The sequence below is a fragment of the Mycobacterium lacus genome, assembly GCF_010731535.1.
Classification (GTDB): Bacteria; Actinomycetota; Actinomycetes; order Mycobacteriales; family Mycobacteriaceae; genus Mycobacterium; species Mycobacterium lacus.
The window spans coordinates 1,602,607-1,622,907 of sequence record NZ_AP022581.1; the positions used below are offsets into that span (position 1 = coordinate 1,602,607).

At 66.1% G+C, this 20,301-nt stretch carries 17 protein-coding genes and 1 pseudogene; 13 read left to right on the forward strand and 5 right to left on the reverse strand.

Annotated elements, in window-relative coordinates; genetic code table 11:
• Window positions 1-202: 202 nt before the first annotated feature.
• Window positions 203-643 carry a universal stress protein gene (locus G6N24_RS07405; protein ID WP_085159738.1) on the forward strand — a complete coding sequence of 147 codons (441 nt, stop codon included), beginning with the start codon at window positions 203-205 and terminating at the stop codon, window positions 641-643.
• A gap of 82 nt (window positions 644-725) precedes the next feature.
• On the opposite strand, the gene G6N24_RS07410 is transcribed toward G6N24_RS07405, so the two are convergent.
• Window positions 726-1,403 (reverse strand): MBL fold metallo-hydrolase, encoded by a 678-nt coding sequence (locus tag G6N24_RS07410; RefSeq protein WP_085159740.1) that lies wholly within the window; start codon window positions 1,401-1,403, stop codon window positions 726-728.
• 82 nt (window positions 1,404-1,485) lie between these two features.
• On the opposite strand from G6N24_RS07410, the gene uvrA reads away from it, so the two are divergent.
• Entirely contained in the window at window positions 1,486-4,410 is a 2,925-nt protein-coding gene (uvrA, locus tag G6N24_RS07415) for an excinuclease ABC subunit UvrA (RefSeq protein WP_085159742.1), read from the forward strand.
• 254 nt (window positions 4,411-4,664) lie between these two features.
• Here uvrA and lysX read toward each other — a convergent pair whose 3' ends face one another.
• On the reverse strand, window positions 4,665-7,997 hold the full coding sequence (lysX, locus tag G6N24_RS07420) for a bifunctional lysylphosphatidylglycerol synthetase/lysine--tRNA ligase LysX (protein ID WP_085159744.1): 3,333 nt from the start codon (window positions 7,995-7,997) through the stop codon (window positions 4,665-4,667).
• Between the two features lie 446 nt (window positions 7,998-8,443).
• Here lysX and infC point away from each other — a divergent pair, with 446 nt between their 5' ends.
• The 4 genes from infC to G6N24_RS07440 all read left to right on the forward strand — a co-directional run bounded on the left by infC (window position 8,444) and on the right by G6N24_RS07440 (window position 10,561).
• Window positions 8,444-9,052, forward strand: coding sequence for a translation initiation factor IF-3 (gene infC, locus G6N24_RS07425; protein WP_085159747.1), 609 nt, complete (start codon window positions 8,444-8,446; stop codon window positions 9,050-9,052).
• A gap of 41 nt (window positions 9,053-9,093) precedes the next feature.
• The gene (gene rpmI / locus G6N24_RS07430; protein WP_085159749.1) at window positions 9,094-9,288 is read left to right on the forward strand and encodes a 50S ribosomal protein L35; all 195 of its coding nucleotides are present in this window, start codon (window positions 9,094-9,096) and stop codon (window positions 9,286-9,288) included.
• 77 nt (window positions 9,289-9,365) lie between these two features.
• On the forward strand, window positions 9,366-9,755 hold the full coding sequence (rplT, locus tag G6N24_RS07435) for a 50S ribosomal protein L20 (RefSeq protein ID WP_085159751.1): 390 nt from the start codon (window positions 9,366-9,368) through the stop codon (window positions 9,753-9,755).
• A gap of 20 nt (window positions 9,756-9,775) precedes the next feature.
• On the forward strand, window positions 9,776-10,561 hold the full coding sequence (locus G6N24_RS07440) for a TrmH family RNA methyltransferase (protein ID WP_085159753.1): 786 nt from the start codon (window positions 9,776-9,778) through the stop codon (window positions 10,559-10,561).
• Between the two features lie 153 nt (window positions 10,562-10,714).
• On the opposite strand, the gene G6N24_RS07445 is transcribed toward G6N24_RS07440, so the two are convergent.
• Window positions 10,715-11,758, reverse strand: a complete 1,044-nt coding sequence (locus G6N24_RS07445; protein ID WP_085159769.1) for an oxygenase MpaB family protein — start codon at window positions 11,756-11,758, stop codon at window positions 10,715-10,717.
• Window positions 11,759-12,109: 351 nt separating this feature from the next.
• Here G6N24_RS07445 and G6N24_RS07450 point away from each other — a divergent pair, with 351 nt between their 5' ends.
• From G6N24_RS07450 to G6N24_RS07480, 6 genes and pseudogenes are all read left to right on the forward strand, one after another.
• Window positions 12,110-12,979, forward strand: a complete 870-nt coding sequence (locus G6N24_RS07450) for a PE family protein (protein ID WP_085159755.1) — start codon at window positions 12,110-12,112, stop codon at window positions 12,977-12,979.
• A gap of 181 nt (window positions 12,980-13,160) precedes the next feature.
• Window positions 13,161-13,997, forward strand: coding sequence for an adenylate/guanylate cyclase domain-containing protein (locus tag G6N24_RS07455; RefSeq protein WP_372514501.1), 837 nt, complete (start codon window positions 13,161-13,163; stop codon window positions 13,995-13,997).
• Window positions 13,998-14,006: 9 nt separating this feature from the next.
• A complete protein-coding gene (locus G6N24_RS07460) occupies window positions 14,007-14,798 on the forward strand; it encodes a rhomboid-like protein (protein WP_232070713.1) in 792 nt (263 codons plus the stop codon).
• A gap of 286 nt (window positions 14,799-15,084) precedes the next feature.
• Entirely contained in the window at window positions 15,085-15,606 is a 522-nt protein-coding gene (locus G6N24_RS07465) for a hypothetical protein (RefSeq protein ID WP_232070553.1), read from the forward strand.
• 11 nt (window positions 15,607-15,617) lie between these two features.
• Window positions 15,618-16,829, forward strand: coding sequence for an IS1634 family transposase (locus tag G6N24_RS07470; RefSeq protein ID WP_163745445.1), 1,212 nt, complete (start codon window positions 15,618-15,620; stop codon window positions 16,827-16,829).
• Window positions 16,830-17,016: 187 nt separating this feature from the next.
• A pseudogene (locus tag G6N24_RS07480) lies at window positions 17,017-17,751 on the forward strand (PE family protein); the annotation flags it as partial.
• Between the two features lie 218 nt (window positions 17,752-17,969).
• Here G6N24_RS07480 and G6N24_RS24300 read toward each other — a convergent pair.
• Both G6N24_RS24300 and G6N24_RS07490 read right to left on the reverse strand, forming a co-directional pair.
• The gene (locus tag G6N24_RS24300; RefSeq protein WP_163745447.1) at window positions 17,970-18,311 is read right to left on the reverse strand and encodes an integrase core domain-containing protein; all 342 of its coding nucleotides are present in this window, start codon (window positions 18,309-18,311) and stop codon (window positions 17,970-17,972) included.
• Window positions 18,266-19,408 carry a DDE-type integrase/transposase/recombinase gene (locus tag G6N24_RS07490; protein ID WP_163745448.1) on the reverse strand — a complete coding sequence of 381 codons (1,143 nt, stop codon included), beginning with the start codon at window positions 19,406-19,408 and terminating at the stop codon, window positions 18,266-18,268. Before G6N24_RS07490 ends, G6N24_RS24300 begins: the two co-directional genes overlap by 46 nt.
• Window positions 19,409-19,494: 86 nt before the next feature.
• On the opposite strand from G6N24_RS07490, the gene G6N24_RS07495 reads away from it, so the two are divergent.
• Window positions 19,495-20,226, forward strand: a complete 732-nt coding sequence (locus G6N24_RS07495) for a chitinase (RefSeq protein ID WP_163745449.1) — start codon at window positions 19,495-19,497, stop codon at window positions 20,224-20,226.
• Window positions 20,227-20,301 lie beyond the last annotated feature (75 nt).

Consider the following 20,301-nt stretch of genomic DNA (forward strand, 5'->3'; position numbering starts at 1 on the left):
AAGGTATTGTGCTGCAAGCCTTTCAGTGTGGGGCGGGAGCCTGGGACCGGGGTGCCACCGAGATTACTGTCCGATTCGCTCGACCTGACCGGGCCAAACGCGGGTTGCGCCACGCGGTCGCCGTGTGGTTAATCTGAGCCATCTTTGTCCGGCAACGCGATACTGTCTGGGGTTGGCGTAGCAACCGACACTGGGAGGGTAAATGGGCGCCTATCGGACCGTTGTGGTCGGAACCGACGGATCTGACTCGTCGATGCGTGCGGTAGACCGGGCAGCGCAGATCGCCGGGGCGGATGCCACGTTGATCATCGCGTCGGCGTACCTGCCACACCACGACGACGCTCGAGCCGCCGACATCCTCAAGGACGAAAGCTACAAGGTCACCGGCACCGCCCCGATCTACGAGATCCTGCACGACGCCAAGGAGCGGGCACACAACGCCGGAGCAAAAAACGTCGAGGAGCGAGCGATTGTCGGCGCCCCGGTCGACGCCCTGGTGAACCTCGCCGAGGAAGCGAAAGCGGATCTGCTGGTGGTCGGCAACGTCGGTCTGAGCACCATCGCGGGACGGCTCCTGGGATCCGTGCCGGCCAACGTCTCGCGGCGGGCGAAGGTTGACGTGCTGATCGTGCACACCACCTGATCGCACGGCCAGGCTTGACTCGCGAGCCCGGGTGGTTACCGCCGTTGGGTTCGGCGTGGCGGCGAGCTCCGGTCCCCCCGCGTCACCAGCCTCGGTCGCGCCATTCGTCGAGATGCGGACGCTCCGTACCCAGGGTTGTGTCGTCTCCATGTCCCGGATAGACGACGGTGTCGTCACCGAATCGATCAAAGATCTTCGACTTCACACCCGTGAAGAGCGACTCGAAGTCTGCCGATTTGGCGGTCCGTCCGACGCCCCCCGGGAACAAGCAGTCGCCGGTGAACAAGTGGGTCACGTCGTCGGTCGCGGGGCCGCCCATCGCTAGCGCGATCGATCCTGGGGTGTGGCCGCGCAGGTGGATCACGTCGAACGTCAGCTCGCCGATCTGCACGGTGTCGCCCCCCGCCAGCAAACGATCCGGCTTGACCGGCAGCGGGCCGGCGTCGATCGCGTGGGCGGCGGTGGGCGCGCCGGTGGCCTCGGCCACCGCCGCCAGCGCCTGCCAGTGATCGAAGTGCTGATGGCTGGTCACGATCAGCGACAGCTTCGGGGCATAACGCCGAATCAGGTCGATGAGGAGCCCAGCGTCGTTGGCGGCGTCGATCAGAAGTGTTTCTCCGGTCTCGGAACACGTCACCAGGTAGGCGTTGTTGTCCATCGGGCCCACCGACGCCTTGACGATGGTTGCGCCGGGCAGGGTGCGACGAGCCGCGGTGCCCGGTTCGACGTGTCCGGTGTAATTGTCATCGACGGTAGCCATAGCGGTCAGGTTACTGGCCCCCGGAGGCTTGTCGGTAGGGCCACATAGCATGGGAGCGAGCTTCGTTTGTGGAAGGATCCGAGTGGCTGACCGCCTCATCGTCAAGGGTGCGCGCGAGCACAACCTGCGCAGCGTCGACCTCGACCTGCCCCGTGACGCGCTAATCGTCTTCACCGGACTATCCGGATCGGGCAAGTCCTCGCTGGCGTTCGACACCATCTTCGCCGAGGGACAGCGGCGCTACGTCGAATCGCTGTCGGCGTACGCCCGCCAATTCCTGGGGCAGATGGACAAGCCGGACGTCGACTTCATCGAGGGTCTTTCCCCCGCGGTGTCCATCGATCAGAAATCGACGAACCGCAACCCGAGGTCGACGGTCGGCACGATCACCGAGGTGTACGACTACCTGCGGCTGCTGTACGCGCGCGCGGGAACTCCGCACTGCCCGATCTGCGGGGAGCGGATCGCGCGCCAGACACCCCAGCAAATCGTCGACCAGGTGCTCGCCATGGAGGAGGGCACCCGATTCCTGGTGCTGGCCCCGGTGGTGCGCACCCGCAAGGGCGAGTTCGCCGACCTGTTCGATAAGCTCAACGCCCAGGGCTACAGCCGGGTCCGGGTCGACGGCGTGGTGCATCCGTTGACCGACCCGCCAAAGCTGAAGAAGCAGGAAAAGCACGACATCGAGGTGGTGGTCGACCGCCTCACCGTTAAGGCCACCGCCAAGCAGCGGCTCACCGATTCGGTGGAAACCGCGCTCAACCTGGCCGACGGCATCGTGGTGCTGGAGTTTCCCGACGAGAAAAGGCACGACCGGCCGGGCCATTCCTGCGAGCAGCGGTTCTCCGAGAAGCTGGCCTGCCCCAACGGGCATGCTCTGGCGGTGGACGACCTGGAGCCGCGGTCGTTTTCGTTCAACTCGCCTTACGGAGCCTGCCCGGAATGCACCGGCCTAGGAATCCGCAAGGAGGTCGACCCTGACCTGGTGGTGCCCGACCCGGATCGCACGCTGGCCGAGGGCGCGGTGGCGCCATGGTCGAACGGCCACACCGCCGAATACTTCACCCGGATGATGGCCGGGCTGGGCGACGCGCTGGGTTTCGACGTCGACACGCCGTGGCGCAAGCTGCCGGCCAAGGCCCGCAAGGCGATTCTGGAGGGCTCCGACGAGCAGGTGCACGTGCGCTACCGCAACCGGTACGGACGCACCCGCTCCTACTACGCCGATTTCGAGGGCGTGCTGGCGTTTCTGCAACGCAAGATGTCTCAGACCGAATCCGAGCAGATGAAGGAGCGCTACGAGGGCTTCATGCGCGACGTGCCCTGCCCGGTGTGCGAGGGCACCCGCCTCAAGCCGGAGATTCTGGCGGTGACGCTGGCGGCGGGGGAGCGGGGCGCGAAATCCATCGCGGAGGTCTGCGAACTGTCCATCTCGGACTGCGCGGACTTTCTTCAGCGCCTCACCCTGGGTCCGCGCGAGCAGGCGATCGCCGGGCAGGTGCTCAAGGAAATCCAGTCGCGGCTCGGCTTTCTGCTCGATGTCGGGCTGGAGTACTTGTCGCTGTCCCGCGCGGCGGCCACGCTCTCCGGCGGCGAGGCGCAACGCATCCGGTTGGCCACCCAGATCGGCTCCGGGTTGGTGGGCGTGCTCTATGTGCTCGACGAGCCGTCCATCGGCCTGCACCAGCGCGACAACCGTCGTCTCATCGAAACCCTTACCCGGTTAAGGGATCTGGGCAACACGCTGATCGTCGTGGAGCACGACCAGGACACCATCGCCCACGCCGACTGGATCGTCGACATCGGGCCCGGAGCCGGCGAGCACGGCGGCCGCATCGTGCACAGCGGGCCGTATCGCGAGCTGCTGGAAAACGAGAACTCGATCACCGGCGCCTACCTGTCGGGCAGGGAGAGCATCGAGATCCCCGCCATCCGGCGTCCTGTCAACCACCGGCGTCAGCTCACCGTCGTCGGCGCCCGCGAGCACAACCTGCGCGGGATCGACGTGGCTTTTCCGCTCGGCGTGTTGACCTCGGTGACCGGTGTGTCCGGGTCGGGCAAGTCGACACTGGTCAACGACATCCTGGCCGCGGTGCTGGCCAACAGGCTCAACGGCGCGCGCCAAGTCCCTGGCCGGCATACCCGGGTGAGCGGGCTGGATCACCTCGACAAGCTGGTGCGGGTGGACCAATCGCCGATCGGACGCACGCCGCGATCCAACCCGGCCACCTACACCGGTGTGTTCGACAAGATCCGCACCCTGTTCGCGGCCACCACCGAGGCCAAAGTTCGGGGCTACCAACCCGGCCGGTTCTCGTTCAACGTCAAGGGCGGTCGCTGCGAAGCGTGCACCGGTGACGGCACCATCAAGATCGAGATGAACTTCCTGCCCGACGTGTACGTGCCGTGCGAGGTCTGCCATGGCGCCCGTTACAACCGGGAAACGCTTGAGGTGCACTACAAGGGCAAGACCATCTCCGAAGTGCTGGACATGTCGATCGAGGAGGCGGCGGAGTTCTTCGAGCCGATCACCGGCATTCACCGCTATCTGCGCACCCTGGTCGACGTTGGCCTGGGCTATGTGCGGCTCGGCCAGCCCGCGCCGACGCTGTCCGGCGGCGAGGCGCAGCGGGTCAAGCTGGCATCGGAGTTGCAGAAGCGCTCGACCGGCCGCACCATCTACATCCTCGACGAGCCTACGACGGGCCTGCATTTCGACGACATTCGAAAGCTGTTGAACGTCATCAGCGGCCTTGTCGACAAAGGCAACACGGTGATCGTCATCGAACACAACCTGGACGTGATCAAGACATCGGACTGGATCATCGACATGGGCCCGGAGGGCGGCGCCGGCGGCGGAACCGTTGTCGCCCAAGGAACTCCAGAGGACGTCGCCGGGGTGCCGGAGAGCTACACCGGGAAGTTTCTGTCCGAGGTCGTCGGCTGCGGCGACGCGCCCGCGGACGCGCCGGAGCGGTCCAACCGACGCCGCCGGGTCAGCGCATGACCGGCACGCGCGCAGCGAGCCTGCGGTCACGGCATCGAGACCGCGCGCAGGGCGGGGATTAAGCGAATCTGCCCGCCCTCACCGCGGACTCGTTCAGTTTCATCGGGGCCATGCTGCCACGCTACGGTGGCCGCGCGGCTTTTGCCGGCGGTTATCTGCCCGCGGTGTTGACCCGCTGAGCCGGGGCGGGAGCGCCCGCGGGAACCCGCCCGCCGCGCGCCTAGTCCGAAGTTGCGGCGTGCCGCAACTTCGGACTAGTGCGGCTTGGCCAGCGGAAACGGCAGGGTTTCGCGGATGCTGCGCCCGGTGATCAGCATGACCAACCGGTCGATGCCCAGCCCAAGACCACCCGTCGGCGGCATCGCGTATTCCATTGCTTGTAGAAAGTCCTCGTCGAGCTCCATCGCCTCGGGGTCGCCGCCGGCGGCAAGGAGGGACTGCTCGTGCAGACGGCGTCGCTGTTCCACCGGGTCGGTGAGTTCGCTGTAGGCGGTAGCCAGCTCGATGCCCCACGCCACCAGGTCCCAACGTTCGGCGACACCGCGTTTGCTGCGATGGGGTCGGGTCAGCGGCGACACCGACGTTGGGAAGTCGATGTAGAAGGTCGGTTTCTCGGTCCGGCCCTCGACCAGGCGCTCGTACAGCTCCAGCACCACCGCGCCGGCATCCCACTGTGCCCGGTAGGGAATGCGTGCGGCGTCGGACAACTTGCGGAGTTGTGTCAAGCCGGTGTCGGCGTCGATCTGTTCCCCCAGCGCTTCGGAAACCGCGTCATGCACCGTCTTGACCGGCCAGACACCGGAGATGTCGACCGGTGCGAGGCGGTCGTCGCCGTGTGGATCATCCTGCTGCCGGGGCCGCATCGCCGTGGGCGAACCGTTGGCGGCCTGGGCGGCGTTCTGGATGAGCTCGCGGCACCCGTCGAGCCAGACCAGGTAGTCGGCGTGCGCCTGATAGGCCTCCAGCAAGGTGAATTCGGGGTTGTGGCTGTAATCCACGCCCTCGTTGCGAAAGGCTCGACCTAGTTCGAACACCCGCTCCACGCCGCCGACGCACAGCCGCTTCAGGTAGAGCTCCGGCGCGATGCGCAAGAACAGGTCCATGTCATAGCTGTTGATATGGGTGACGAACGGGCGGGCGGCGGCTCCGCCGTGGATCTGTTGCAGGATCGGGGTTTCGACCTCGATGAATCCCTTGGCGAACAGCGTGTCCCTGACAGAACGCAACACGTTACTGCGGGCGGCGATCAGGTTCCGGGACTCGGTGTTAACCGCCAGGTCGACATAGCGGGTCCGCAGGCGGGCCTCCGGGTCGGTCAGCCCCTTCCACTTGTTGGGCAGCGGCCGCAGGCACTTACCGGTCAAGCGCCAGCTTCCGACGATCAACGATCGAGTTCCGTTTCTGCTCTGCCCCATGTGCCCGGTCACTTCGACCAGGTCACCGAGATCGATTGTCGCGTTGAAATCCGCGGCGCGGCCTTGTTCCAGGCGTGAATTGTCCAGCAGCACTTGCATTTCGCCGGACCAGTCGCGCAGTTGGGCGAACAACACACCGCCGTAGTTGCGTACCCGCAGGATGCGCCCGGACACCGAGACGGTTTCCCCGTCGTCGGCGTCCATCGCCTGTGCGACCGTGCGACTCGGCGGACGTCCCACCGGATAGGCGTCAACACCGTTGCCCTGCAGCTTCTCTAACTTGGCCAGCCGGACACGCACCTGCTCGGGCAGGTGGCGTCGGACAACGTCCGCACCGTTGAGGTCCGCTACCTGTAAGCGGCTCACGTCCGGCGCCGTGCCGTCGGGATGCAACAGGCCGGTAGCCACCAGCGGGGGCGGCACGGCCGGATGGTGGCCAGTGTGTACCTTGTCGCGCCGGCTGAACGGCAACACCAGAAAGCCTTCTGCGATCACCGAGGCGACCCCAACCTTGGGGATCAATCGGGCGTCCTCGTAGCAGGCGTAGCGGGGCACCCATTCCGGTTGGTATTTCTGGTTCGAGCGGTAGAGCGTCTCGATCTGCCACCACCGGGAGAAGAAAACCAACAGCCCTCGCCACAACCGGGCGATCGGGCCGGCCCCGAGTTGGGCGCCCTGCTCAAAGGCGGCCCGAAACATCGCGAAGTTCAGCGAGATGCGGTTGATGCCAAGGCTTTCGGCGTGCAGGGCGAGCTCGCTGACCATGAGCTCGATGGTGCCGTTGGGGGATTGCGGGGAACGGCGCATCACATCGAGGGAGACACCGGTGGTGCCCCAGGGCACCAGCGACAGCAGAGCCACCACCTGGTGGTCGGGTTTAATCGCCTCCACCAGCAAGCAATCGGAGTCGGCCGGGTCGCCGAGCCGGCCCAGCGCCATCGAGAAGCCACGTTCGGTTTCGGTGTCGCGCCAGGCATCCGCGCGCTCGATGGTCTGCGCCATCTCGTCGCCGGAGATGTCGCGGTGGCGCCGGATGCGCACCGTCAGCCCGGCCCGGCGCGCCCGGGTCACGGCCTGGCGCACCCCGCGCATGTCGGGGCCGGACAATCTGAAATCGGCGGGGCGCAGGATGGCCTCGTCGCCCAGCTCGAGCGCGTTCAGGCCGGCTTCGCGATATGTCTGAGCCCCCTGTGAACTGGCGCCCATCACACCGGGTGACCAGCCGTAGGTTTGGCACAGCCGCAGCCATGCGTCGACCGCCTGGGGCCATGCTCGCGGGTCTCCGACCGGGTCACCGCTGGCCAGGCAGACACCGATCTCGACGCGGTAGGTGACGGCTGCACGTCCGCTGGGCGCGAACACCACCGACTTGTCGCGACGGGTGGCGAAGTAGCCCAGCGAGTCGTTTTTTCCCCACAACTCGAGTAGGCCGCGGATCGCGGATTCGTCCTCCCCGGTCAGTGCGTTGTCGGCGCGCTGGGATTGGAACAGCACGATCGCGGCGGCAATCAAGGCAAAGGCGCCGAACAATCCGAAGATCGCGTTGAGGAACACGTGCGGTCTGCCCGTGAACAGGTCGGGGTCCGCTAGGGCGAATCCCATGACCCGGTTCGCCACGTAGGGCAATCGGTCTTGCGGCGCAAGCGATCCCGGGAACAGTTCGACCAGGCCCCAAGACGCCAGGATTCCAATGGCCCCGCCGGCACCCAGCACCGCGGCCGCCTTGAACAGCGCGCCTTTGCGGACCTTGGCCCAGAACTCCCGATAGCCCAACACCAGAAGGACGATCGCGATGATATGGACGGCAAATCCGAGATTTTCGCCGAAGCTCTGGGCGGCGGTGTTGCCACCGGCGGCGATCTCGGCGGCGTTCAACCCCGCGGCAAGGACCATGTTCCCGAGCAACAGTAGCCAGGCAATGCGTTTTCGCGCGGTCAGAGCGGCGGCCAGCAATGCCAGCACGAACGACCACGCGAAGCTGGTGTCGGGGAAGTTGAACAGGTAGTCGTTGATGAATTCGCGGGGAACCTTAATGATCCACCGGACCAGCGGCGACACGCTCGCCAGCAACGACAGGGTGGCGATGACTCCGACAGTCCAGCCGGCCGCCGCGGGCACCCACCGGTACCGGGAGGCCGGCCTGCTCTCCGGGCGAGACTTTGTGACTGTCACAGACCGCGAGGATATTCCTCCAATCCGTGAAATGCCTGGCGTTGCTCCCTGTCCGTCGGATCGGTTTGGTGTGCATGGTGTGTGCGGGGGCCGCCGCCCGGTGCCGTTTGATATCGAGTTGACGCGGCAGGGCTGTTAGACTCACCTCTGCGACCATCCTGGCTAGCGCCAGGGACAGTAAGTGGAGTCCCACTCCCACCGCTGGCCACGAGAAGGTTTCAAGGCTTCGTCAAGGCCATACGGTCCGGTCACAGGCATCTTGCAATGCCTGTTTTGCGCGTGGCGCGGGCGGCTTGAGCAAATTTGAGCCGCGATCGGTCGGCATTGGGCCCTGCTGGTGCAGGGCTTTTTTGCTGATGGCAGTGGTGTCTTCGCCGCTGATCCTGACGGGGCCGGGGCAGCGGTCGCGGGTGAAGATCACATAGCAGCCAACAAAGGGAGGCCCCATCAGCACTGAGACTCGCGTCAACGAGCGCATCCGCGTACCTGAAGTCCGGTTGATTGGCCCAGGAGGGGAGCAGGTAGGCATCGTGCGTATCGAAGACGCACTCCGCGTCGCCGCGGATGCCGATCTCGACCTTGTCGAGGTGGCCCCGAATGCCAGACCACCGGTCTGCAAGATCATGGACTACGGCAAGTTCAAATACGAGGCGGCGCAGAAGGCACGCGAATCCCGTAGGAACCAGCAGCAGACCGTCGTCAAGGAACAAAAGCTGCGACCGAAGATCGACGATCACGATTACGAAACCAAGAAGGGTCATGTGATCCGCTTCCTGGAGGCGGGGTCGAAGGTCAAGGTCACCATCATGTTTCGCGGACGGGAGCAGTCGCGGCCCGAGTTGGGCTATCGATTGCTGCAGCGGCTGGGCGCCGATGTCGCCGACTACGGATTCGTCGAAACTTCGGCCAAGCAGGATGGACGCAACATGACGATGGTGCTGGCGCCGCACCGCGGTGCGAAGACTCGCGCCAGGGCGCGCCACCCGGGTGAACCTGTGGCGGGGCCAGCAACCAATCCCAATGCGGCCGGCGACACCAAACCTTCACCGAACTGACCTGACAGCGAGACCAGCAGAACCGAGAAATTAGAGGAAACATGCCCAAGGCCAAGACCCACAGCGGGGCGTCGAAGCGGTTCCGGCGCACCGGGACCGGCAAGATCGTCCGTCAGAAAGCTAACCGCCGGCATCTGCTCGAGCACAAGCCGACCAGGCGCACCCGGCGGCTGGACGGCCGCACGGTGGTGTCGGCCAACGACACCAAGCGGGTCAATTCGCTGCTGAACGGCTGACCGGCGCGCGGGACGACCACCTAGCGCCGGCTCCCGCCCTTACGACCAGTTACGTCTGAACGAGAGTAGGAACATCCATGGCACGCGTGAAGCGGGCAGTCAACGCCCACAAGAAGAGGCGCACCGTCCTGAAGGCCTCGAAAGGCTATCGCGGCCAGCGATCCCGGCTCTACCGCAAAGCCAAAGAGCAGCAGCTGCATTCGCTGAACTACGCCTTCCGTGACCGCCGCGCGCGCAAGGGCGAGTTCCGCAAGTTGTGGATTTCGCGAATCAATGCCGCTGCGCGCGCCAACGACATCACCTACAACCGGTTGATCCAGGGCCTCAAGGCCGCGGGCATCGAGGTGGACCGCAAAAACCTCGCTGACATCGCGGTCAGCGATCCGGCGGCGTTCACTGCGCTCGTCGACGTGGCCCGGGCGGCCCTGCCCGAGGATGTCAACGCGCCCTCCGGAGAGGCTGCCTGACTTCGCGCTCCGGGTTTCCGGTGCTCACCGAGCGCTCGGCGCGAGTGGTCGCGGCGGTCAAGCTGCATCGCCACGTCGGCCGGCGGCGCGCGGGGCGGTTTCTCGCCGAGGGCCCTAACCTGGTCGAGGCCGCGTCGGCGCGCGGGCTGGTCCGGGACGTGTTTGTGACCGAGCCCGCGGCGCGGCGGCACCAGTCACTGCTGACCGGGCAGCGGGCGCCGGTCCATGTGGTGACCGAGCGCGCCGCAAAAGCGCTGTCCGACACGGTAACTCCGGCGGGTTTGGTCGCGGTGTGCGAAATGCCGGAGACCCGGCTTGAGGATGTGCTGACCGGCTCACCCCGGCTGATCGCGGCCGCCGTCGAGATCAGCGAGCCAGGCAACGCGGGCACGGTGATCCGGATCGCCGACGCGATGGGAGCCGCGGCCGTCGTCCTCGCGGGACATGGCGTCGATCCGTACAACGGCAAATGTCTGCGCGCCTCGGCCGGCAGCATCTTCTCGATCCCGGTTGTCGTCGCGCCCGATGCCCGCGCCGCCGTCACGGCGTTGCGCGCGGCCGGGCTGCAGGTGCTGGCCACCACGCTGGACGGCGAGCTGCCCCTTCACGAGGCTGACCTCGCCGCGCCGACGGCATGGCTGTTCGGACCGGAATCACACGGCTTGCCGGCCGTAATTGCCGACGCTGCCGACCACCGCGTGCGCATCCCGATGTCCGGTGGCGCGGAGAGCCTGAACGTGGCCGCCGCCGCGGCGATCTGCCTCTATCAGAGCGCGCGGGCGCTGGCCGCACTCCCTGAACCCTAGGCGCACCCTAGGCGGGGTCGCGCTGGTAAGTCCGTCGGGCGCCGGCCGACGACCATCCCACCACCGCGATCGACGTTTATCTGCGAAACGTCAATCTCGACGCGTGTGCGTGACCGCTTGCCTCGGTCGCGACAAACCCAGGAGTGAGCAGCCTCAGGCCGCCCGAGTGCGCCCCCGGGCCGGCCGCAGGCCGGCGATCGACAACGTGCTGTGCACCAGCGATCCCGCGCGCTCCATCAGGGCCCTGGCGGGGTCGAAAGGGGAGCGGGGACGAGGGGGGAAGTAGTGCATCGGCAGCCCGCGTCGGTCGCGCGGTGGCGCCATGAAACGGGGCGCTTCGACCAGCGGCGCGTCGCTTGGCAGCCGCCCCTCGGCCCTGCGGTAGGCGGCCAGCGCGCGCGGGTGCAGGCGGATCTCGTCGGGCACCGCCAGGAAAGCCAGCTCGACGAACTTTCCGAACAACCTGAGCAAGATCTCGTCGCCCGGTGTCCAGCGCATCCCGGCCTTCTCCCGAACGGCGGGCTCGAATAGGCCCGCCGCGATCCAGCGCTGACCCGCCACCAACGGCCTGAACAGTTGGTCCCAGATCGGGGTGGGGATCAGCACGAACTTCGGCTTGGGGATCCGCATGTTGAAGATGTCCAGGGTCGCCTGGTTGATCTCCAGCCGCTCGCGGCCGACGCGCTCCCAGTACTCCTGGAAGTCTTCCCACGACTTCGGCACCGGGCGCATGCTCATCCCGTACATCCGATACCACTGCACGTGCTCGTCGAACAGTTGTCGCTTTTCGGCCTCGGTCAAGCCTCCGCAGAAGTACTCGGCCACCTTGATCACCAGCATGAAAAATGTGGCGTGGGCCCAGTAGAACGTCTCCGGATTCAGCGCGTGATAGCGGCGCCCCGCCGCGTCGACTCCTTTGATCGTGCGGTGGTAGCCCTTGATCTGCTGGCCGGTCTGTGCCGCCCGGTCGCCGTCGTAGACGACGCCCATGATCGGGTACACCGACCGGGCCACCCGTTGCAACGGTTCGCGCAGCAGGATTGAGTGCTCCTCGACACCGGCGCCGAGCTCTGGATACATGTTCTGGATCGCGCCGATCCACACACCCATCATTCCCGTGCGCAGGTCTCCGAAATATTTCCAAGTCAGGGAATCGGGTCCGAGTGGATCAGCGGATGTCGTCGATGTCGCGGTCATCACGGCCTCCTGCTCCTGATTGGGCTCTGATGGGCCTCACGATAACTTTGACAACGTGCGTTGTCCACGATTTCGGCCGATGCCCAACGAGGGCGTTATCGCGCGTCCATACCGGTGTGGCAGCCCTGTGACCAGGCCGTTTGTGGCGGGTCGCGACGAACCCGCCGAGCCGCGAGCGGGGGTGGTCCGCGTAGCGATTCTCGGCCGATGAACCCTTGTAATTCGGGAGTCCGGTGAAAGCTGTTGGCCAAAAGCGCCGAAAAGACGTCAACCGGATCAGGCTTGCTGAGAGTACACTTTGCCTTCTGGCGATTTCTTGGTGATTTCCTTTTCGTCAAGAGGAGACCGGTTATGTCGTTTCTGAGCGTGGTGCCGGACATCGTGGGTGCGGCGGCCGGGAAATTGGAGGGCATTGGCTCCGCGCTGAATGCGGCGAATGCGGCGGCGGCGACGCCCACGACCGGGCTTGCGCCCATGGCCGCCGATGAGGTGTCGGCGGCCGTCACGGCAATGTTTGCGACACACGCGCAGGCATATCAAGCCCTCAGCGCCCAAGCAGCGGCGTTTCACGATCAGTTCACGCGCGCGTTGAACGCCGGCGCTGGCGCATATGTCAGCGCCGACATTGCCAACGCCACGCTGGTCACCGGCGGCGGTGGCGTCGGCACCACGGTCACCGGCGCGGTGGCTCCACTTCTGGGCCCCACCGCGCCCTTCAGCGCTCCGCTCGTCAATACGAACACCCCGCTGGGCCCCATCTCGCTCACGCTAAACGGAACGGTCGACCTGATTACGGGCGAAATCGCTTTCGACTCAGGATCATTCGCACTGCCCACGCCGCTGGCACTCGGCGTCGATGCGGTAGGCCCGTACTACGTCGCGCTGACCGCACTCCAACACAGCGGCGCGGCATTTGCCAACGCGGCTTCCAGCGGGAACCTGCTGGGTGCCGCCAGCGCACTCGTCCATGCTCCCGGCGACGTCGTGACGGGCTTCCTGTTCGGCCACGAAACGATATCGCAGACGGTCCCGGCACCCGCGGGATTGGGATACAGGTCGTTCGGGTTCAACGTTCCGGTTGGAGGGCTGCTGACCCCGCTTCAGCCCGTCACGGTTACGGCCACGCCGACGAGTGGGACGCCGACGGTCATCGCGTTGAGCGGCACGCAGTTCGGCGGACTTGTTCCCGCCCTACTCCACGGTGTGATCCCCGGCTACTAGGGGTGTGACACCGCGATCAGGCGGTTGTTGCGAGTTTCGACACAGGCAAGCCGGTGGTCGTTGCCCGCCGCTGCCCGAACCGCCTACCCTTGCCAGCGTGGAAGTCGGGCCTGCTGACCCGGAGTCTGGCGTGCCCGAAGAGACGGCGACCGCGCTGACGCCGCCGCGACGCTCTCCGGGGATGATGCGCAGTGCGGCCAGGTGGTTCCGCCAGACGAACCACAGCCCAGGCGTGGTGGCGTTTGTTCGTCGTGCGCGGCGGCTGTTGCCCGGCGATCCCGAGTTTGGCGACCCGCTGTCCACCGCCGGCGAGGGCGGACCGCGGGCCGCTGCACGCGCTGCCGACCGGCTGCTGGGGGATCGTGATGCGGCCTCGCGCGAGGTCAGCTTGGGTGTGCTACAGGTCTGGCAGGCGCTGACCGAGGCGGTGTCCCGGCAGCCAGCAAACCCGGAAGTGACATTGGTGTTCACCGACCTGGTCGGGTTTTCGACGTGGTCGTTGCAAGCCGGCGACGATGCGGCGCTGATGCTGCTGCGGCAGGTGGCGCGGGCGGTCGAGCCGGCGCTGCTCGACGCCGGCGGGCACATCGTCAAACGGATGGGCGACGGGATCATGGCGGTATTCCGCTTCCCAACCGTCGCCGTCAGGGCGGTGCTGGCCGCCCGGGAAGCGATGAAATCGGTTGAGGTGGAAGGCTATAGACCACGAATGCGGGTCGGCATCCATACTGGTCGACCGCAGCGGCTGGCCGCCGACTGGCTCGGTGTCGACGTCAACATCGCCGCCCGGGTTATGGAACGAGCCACGAAGGGTGGCATCATGGTGTCGAGCACTACGCTGGACTTGATACCGCACAGCGAGCTGGACGCAATGGGTGTCGTCGCCAAGCGCGCACGCCGACCCGTCTTCACCAGCAAACTCACCGGTATTCCCCCGGACTTGGCGATATATCGCCTTAAGACTGTACGAGAGTTGACAGCTGGCGATGATACGGACGAGACAAATCTCGATGCATAGTGGAAGGCGATGATTTACGGCATCTTGTCCCGGCTGGCCCGGGTTCGATTCACCGTGGGTTACGTGGCCTCTCTGGCCGCAGTCAGCATCGCCATCCTGATGCTTGGCCCGCAGGCGCGTGAACAGGTGATACGGCACGCCAGCACAAACCTGCACAACCTGGCGCGCGGCCACCTGGGGACCCTGTGGAACAGCGCGTTCGTCATCGACGACGGCCCGCTCTACTTCTGGCTACCGTGCCTGGTGTGCCTGCTGGCACTGGCCGAACTGCATCTGCGCAGCCTGCGGCTGACCCTGGCGTTTGTCCTCGGCCATATCGGCGCGACGCTACTGGTGGCGGCCGTGCTCGCGGCGTCCGTCGAGTTGGGCTGGTTGCCGTTGTCGATCAGCCGCGCTTCTGACGTCGGAATGAGCTACGGCGCCCTCGCGGTGCTCGGCGCGCTGACGGCGGCGATCCCGCGGCGCTGGCGGTCCGCCTGGATCGGCTGGTGGCTGGTGGTGGGCCTGGTGACCGCCGTCTCCGGCGGTGGCTTCACCGATGCCGGCCACGCCGTTGCGTTGCTGCTGGGCATGGTGGTGGCCATCCGGTTCGGCCGTTCCGCCCGCTGGACACCGGTGCGCTGGGCGTTGCTAATCGTGTCTTCGGGCTTCGGCTTCGTGCTGCTGGCGCACACCGGGTGGACCTCGATGAGTGGGGCGGCGTTGGGCACCCTGGGCGCGCTGGCGGCTTACAAGCTCATCCCGTTGAACGCGGCGCGCGGTTCAGCGCCGACCGGTCCGCTGCCGGTGCTGAGCGTCTGAGGGTCGTTTCCACGATAATTCACCGAAGTGCCGTGTAGATGAATGGCATGTCGGTGTAACTCGGCATTGGCAGAATTGAATTCAATTCTCGGCATCGATCGAATTGGACTCCGAGGCAGTGTATTTAGCCCGAAGTTCCGACCGCTGGTACTCGAGGATTGTGTAGCCGACCTGGGAAATCAGTAGAATCACAGTTGGCGAGTGTAGCCACGAATATGGTGTGTCGTTACGACGTTGTGTGATGAGAATGCGTTAGGATAACGGCGTGGCGGCATACTCAGGTTCGATGCACGTAGCCCGGAATCTGCGTGGATACGTGACGAAGTCAGGCGAGCAACGTCTCTACGAGACGATCCTGCTGCGCCGCTCGTTCCGCGACGGGGGCAAGGTGCGCCACCAAACTCTGGCGAACCTGTCCAAGCTCCCGCCGGAGGCGATCGCCGCCATCGAGGCGACGCTTAAGGGGCACACGCTCGTGGCGGCCGGCAGCGAGTTCAGCAAGACGCGGTCGCTGCCGCACGGTGATGTCGCAGCGGTGGCGGCGATGGCGGGCAAGCTCAAGCTGGCCGCACTGCTAGGCCCGCCATGCCGGGCCCGCGACATTGCTGTCGCGTTGATCATCTCGCGGGTGGTGCGGCCAAAATCGAAGCTATCCACCCTGGGCTGGTGGTCTGATACCACCCTCGGGGTCGACCTGGGTGTGGCCGACGCATCCACCGATGAGATCTACGCGGCGATGGACTGGCTTGTCAGCCGCCAGGAGACGATCGAAAGAAGCTGGCCGCAAAGCATCTCGCGGAGTCGGTGAACCCGGGCCGGATGGCGTTGTTCGACCTGAGTTCCTCGTGGGTGACCGGGCGCTGCTGCGAGCTGGCCGCACACGGCTATTCCCGCGACGGCAAGAAAGGGTGCCAGCAGATCGAATACGGTGTGCTCACCGACCCCGACGGGCGCCCGGTCGCGGTGCGGGTGTTCGCGGGCAACACCAGCGACCCGAGCGCGTTCACCCAGATCGTTGAGGTGATCAAAGACAAGCTCGCCATCCAGCGGCTGATCCTGGTCGGTGACCGCGGCATGATCACCGGCGCGCGCATCGACAAGCTGCGCGAACTCAACGACACCCCCGACGACGCAGCGTGTTTCGACTGGATCACCGCGCTGCGCGCCGTCGATCGCCAAACTCGCTCGCGACGACGGGCCGCTGCAGATGAGCCTGTTCGACCAGCAAGACCTCGCCGAGATCACCCACCCGACTACCCCGGCGAACGGCTGATCGCCTGCCGCAACCCAGCACTGGCCGCCGAACGCGCCCGCAAGCGCCAAGACCTGCTGGCCGCCACCGACAAGGAGCTGGCCCACATCGCCGAACGCGTCACCAAGGGCACCCTGTCCGGCGCCGACAAGATCGGCATCGAGGTCGGTAGGGTCAGCGGAAAATTCAAGGTGGGCAAACACTTCCACCTCACCATCACCGACACCGCCTTCACCTACCACCGCGACCAGGCCGCCATCGACGCCGAAGCGGCCCTCGACGGCATCTATGTCCTGCGCACTAGCGTCGACGCCCAGGCCCTCGACCCCGCCGCCATAGTCGAAAGCTACAAGAAACTCGCCAACGTCGAACGCGACTTCCGCATCATCAAATCCGACGACCTCGACCTGCGGCCCATCCACCACCGCCTCCAAGACCGGGTCAAAGCCCACATGCTCATCTGCATGCTCGCCTGCTACCTCACCTGGCATCTACGCAAGGCCTGGGCACCGTTGACCTTCACCGACCAAGCACCCCCACAACGGGACAACCCCGTAGCCCCGCACGCCGCTCCGCCACCGCCCAAGCCAAGGCCTCCACCAAACACGATGACGACGGCAACCCGGTCGGCAGCTTCCGCGACCTGCTCACACACCTGGGCACCCTCACCCGCGACCGGATCCGCTACCACGACACCGACATCGAAATCGACAAGCTCACCGACCCCACCCCCCACCAGCGCCGCGCCTTCGACCTTATCGAGGCCCCCATCCCACTGACCATCGCCGCGTAGCCACAACAACCACCCACCAAAACCAACAAACCCCCAGGTCAAACCGCGGATTCGCCTATCAGAACAGCCTTAACTTCGGTTTAGCTGCGGGCGGACGACATTGTTGAAAGTGTGGGGATTTCATGGGAATGTAGCCGGGTCGTGGTAGTTCGGTCGGGGGATGAGGATGCGGCATGGCTTTTCTCATCGCGGATTCGGAGCTGGTGATAGCCGCGGCGGCGGAGTTGGAGGGAATTGGCTCGGCGCTGAGCGCGGCCCACGCCGCGGAGGGTCCGACGACGGGAGTGGTTGCGGCGGCCGCCGACGAGGTGTCCACGGCCATCGCGGCGGTGTTCGGCACGTACGGTCAGCAATATTAAGCCCTGAGCGCCCAAGCGGCGGCGTTCCACGCCCACTTCGTGCGGACAATGGCCGCGGGCGCGGGGTGGTATGCGAGCGCCGAGGCGGCCAACGCGTCGCTGTTGCAGTCCGTCGAACATCAGGCGCTCGCCCTCGTGAACGCGCCCACCGAGACGCTGCTGGGGCGCCCGTTGATCGGCAACGGGGCCAACGCCACGACGCCGGGCGGTCGTGGCGCGGACGGAGGGCTGCTGTACGGCAGCGGCGGCAACGGTGCCGCCGGCGGGCCCGGCCAGGCCGGCGGGGCCGGAGGTAACGCCGGCTGGTTCGGAAACGGCGGGGCCGGCGGCGCCGGCGGCGCCGGCGCGCCCGGCGGTAACGGCGGCAGCGGTGGCCAGCTGGTGGGTAACGGCGGCGCCGGCGGCAACGGTGGACCGGCCGTGGCGGGCATCAACGGCGGCAACCCCGGGCCGGGGGGCTTGGGCGGGAAGGCCGGGCTCATTGGCGTCGCCGGAAGCCCCGGGCAGATTGGCACCGCCGTGACGCCGCCGCCTCCCCCTTCGGGCGGGACATCGTCGGGCGAGTTCTCTCCCTATGTCGACATGACGCTCTGGCCCCAATTCGACTACGCGGGTGCCATCAGCGACGGGCGAATCGAAGCCGTCACGCTCGGCTTCGTCGTCAGCGACGCACAGGGCAATCCGTCCTGGGGCACCTAATACGGGCTGAACGATCCGTGGGTCACCAGCGCGACGGTAGCTGTCAAGGTGTTTGAGACAGCGTCTCACTATGTGGACACTATTTTCGGTTGTGGGGTCGGTGGGTTGATCCATGCCGCGGTCGGTAGTTTCGGGGGCTGTGGTGGGCTGCTAAACCGGTTGGGGTTGGCGGCGTAGGCATCGGCCATGACCCGGGCTCGTTTGGCCTGGATGTCGGCGGCGGTGCCGAAGTACACCGACGCCGGTGTGTGCAGGCCGAGCGCGGAATGGCGGTGCTCGTGGCGCAGGTAGTCGAAGAAGTCTTTGCACCAGGTGCGGGCGTGCTCGATCGAGTCGAACCGTTCGGGAAAATCGTTGCGGTACTTCAGCGTTTTGAACTGGGATTCGCTGAACGGGTTGTCGTTTGACACCCGTGGGCGCAGTGGCTGCGCGCCACGCCGAGGTCGATTAGCAGCTGGGCGACGTTCTTCGACGTCATCGCCGAACCCCGGTCGGCGTGGATCGCGCCGGGCCGCCCGTGTAGCGCGGTCAGCTCGGCCATCCAGTCCTGGGCGATGTCGGCGTCCTCGTGGTACTCGACGCGCCAGCCGACGGGGTAGCGGCTGAAGATGTCCAGCATCACGTAGAGCTGGTAGAACTCGCCGCGCACCGGTCCCGCCAATTTGGTGATGTCCCAGGACCACACGTCGTTGGGTTGGTGGGCGACCAGCTCGGGTTTGACCCGCGGCGGGTGTGTGGCTACCCGCCGCCGTTCGCGGGTCATGTTGTGCGTGCGCAGGATCCGGTACATCGTGGACTGCGAGCACAGGTAGACGCCCTCGTCGAGCAGCTCGGCCCACACGGGCGACCGCCTTGTCGGCGAAGCGCGGCTGGCACAACACCGTAAGGATCTGCGTGCGCTCGGCCGCGTCGAGCGCATTGGGCGGCGGTCCGCTCGGCCCGGGTTTGCGGCGTGGACCGGCAGGGCGGTTGCGCTGCCGATACAGGCTCGCGCGCGGCTTGCCCAGCAGCGCGCGCCTTCGCGGTCGAGGTCAGCCGCTCCACCTCGGGCAGCAACTGTGCGATCACTTCTTCGACCCGGGCCGCGTGCCCGTGCTCTCGGAGAGCGTCTCCAAGAGCGCGTGTGCTTTTCCACCAGATCCAACGCGGCCCTCGTGCGTTCAAGCTCGGCCTCGGCCCGTTCGGCCCGCTTCCGTAGCCGTTCGATCTCGGCCTGGTCGCGGTCCTTACCACGACCGCCTGACCGGGCCAGCCCGTCCAACGCGCCCGCGTCGCGCGCTCGGCGCCACTCCACGATGTGCGATGAGTACAGGCCCTCACGCCGAAGCAGCGCACCCCGCGCACCCGGCTCGGTCAACGCGTCGTACTCGGCCACAATGGCCGCCTTGTACTCCGGGGTGAAGTTGCGCCGCCGGGGACGATCCGCCCGCGGACCCTGGGCCGAATCGGTTCCCACGCCTTCATCATCGGCGCTACCCTTCCGGACCTCAGCCAAAGTCGCCGTCATTGTTCGTTGCAATCCTTACTTGCCCTCAATACCTGGTCAGATATTTTCGAACCCTGCTGTCTCAACTAACCCTGCCAGAGAGGGCGATGGCCACCCTGCACAACGGCGGAGTCGACGCGACCATCTCCTTCGGTGGCGCGGCGAACCAGGAACTCGCTCAGACCACTACGAGCGTGACCGCGCTGACCGCGAAATACCAGTCGGTGATCGACGCCTACGGAATCCACAAACTCGATTTCGACATCGAAGGCGCGGCCCAGGCCGACCTCGCATCGCTGACGCGCCGTTCGCAGGCCATCGCTGCGCTGCAGGCGGCAGGCAACGCCAACAGCACCCCGGTGCAGGTCTCGTTCACCCTTCCCGTGATGACCACGGGTCTGACCGCCGACGGGATGCGGGTGGTCCAGAACGCCATCGCCAACGGCGTGGACATCGGACACGTGAACGTGATGGCGATGGACTACTACGACCCGAACCTGTCGTATGAGGGCAAGATGGGCGACTACGCGATCCAGGCCGCGACGGCCGTCCACGATCAGTTGGTGCCGCTGTATCCGTCGAAGACCGACGCGCAGATCTGGTCGATGATCGACGTGACGCCGATGATCGGAGTCAACGACGATCCCAACGAAATCTTCACCCTTGCCGACGCGCAGAAACTGACCACTTTCGCCGAGCAGAAGGGGATGGGCGGACTGCACATGTGGTCGATCAACCGCGACTACCCGGGTCCAGTGGGCACCCTGTCCAACACCAGCAGCGGGGTGGCGCAAGACACCTGGGACTACTCCCACATCTTCGGGCAGTTCGACGACTGATCGCGACGCACCGATGGCTCCGTCAGGCGCGCCCGCAGGGGGTTGGCGGCTATTGCCGTCGGGGTTGGACTCGGT

Bases quoted from the DNA above. Each gene is read 5' to 3' on its own strand.
- G6N24_RS07470 (WP_163745445.1), top strand. From the start codon at position 15,618: ATGGCGTTGTTCGACCTGAGTTCCTCGTGGGTGACCGGGCGCTGCTGC.
- G6N24_RS07495 (WP_163745449.1), top strand. From the start codon at position 19,495: ATGGCCACCCTGCACAACGGCGGAGTCGACGCGACCATCTCCTTCGGT.
- G6N24_RS07445 (WP_085159769.1), bottom strand. From the start codon at position 11,758: ATGACCGCGACATCGACGACATCCGCTGATCCACTCGGACCCGATTCC.
- G6N24_RS07455 (WP_372514501.1), top strand. From the start codon at position 13,161: ATGATGCGCAGTGCGGCCAGGTGGTTCCGCCAGACGAACCACAGCCCA.
- G6N24_RS07410 (WP_085159740.1), bottom strand. From the start codon at position 1,403: ATGGCTACCGTCGATGACAATTACACCGGACACGTCGAACCGGGCACC.
- rpmI (WP_085159749.1), top strand. From the start codon at position 9,094: ATGCCCAAGGCCAAGACCCACAGCGGGGCGTCGAAGCGGTTCCGGCGC.
- G6N24_RS07465 (WP_232070553.1), top strand. From the start codon at position 15,085: ATGCACGTAGCCCGGAATCTGCGTGGATACGTGACGAAGTCAGGCGAG.
- G6N24_RS07405 (WP_085159738.1), top strand. From the start codon at position 203: ATGGGCGCCTATCGGACCGTTGTGGTCGGAACCGACGGATCTGACTCG.
- G6N24_RS07490 (WP_163745448.1), bottom strand. From the start codon at position 19,408: ATGACGGCGACTTTGGCTGAGGTCCGGAAGGGTAGCGCCGATGATGAA.
- G6N24_RS07450 (WP_085159755.1), top strand. From the start codon at position 12,110: ATGTCGTTTCTGAGCGTGGTGCCGGACATCGTGGGTGCGGCGGCCGGG.
- rplT (WP_085159751.1), top strand. From the start codon at position 9,366: ATGGCACGCGTGAAGCGGGCAGTCAACGCCCACAAGAAGAGGCGCACC.
- G6N24_RS07460 (WP_232070713.1), top strand. From the start codon at position 14,007: ATGATTTACGGCATCTTGTCCCGGCTGGCCCGGGTTCGATTCACCGTG.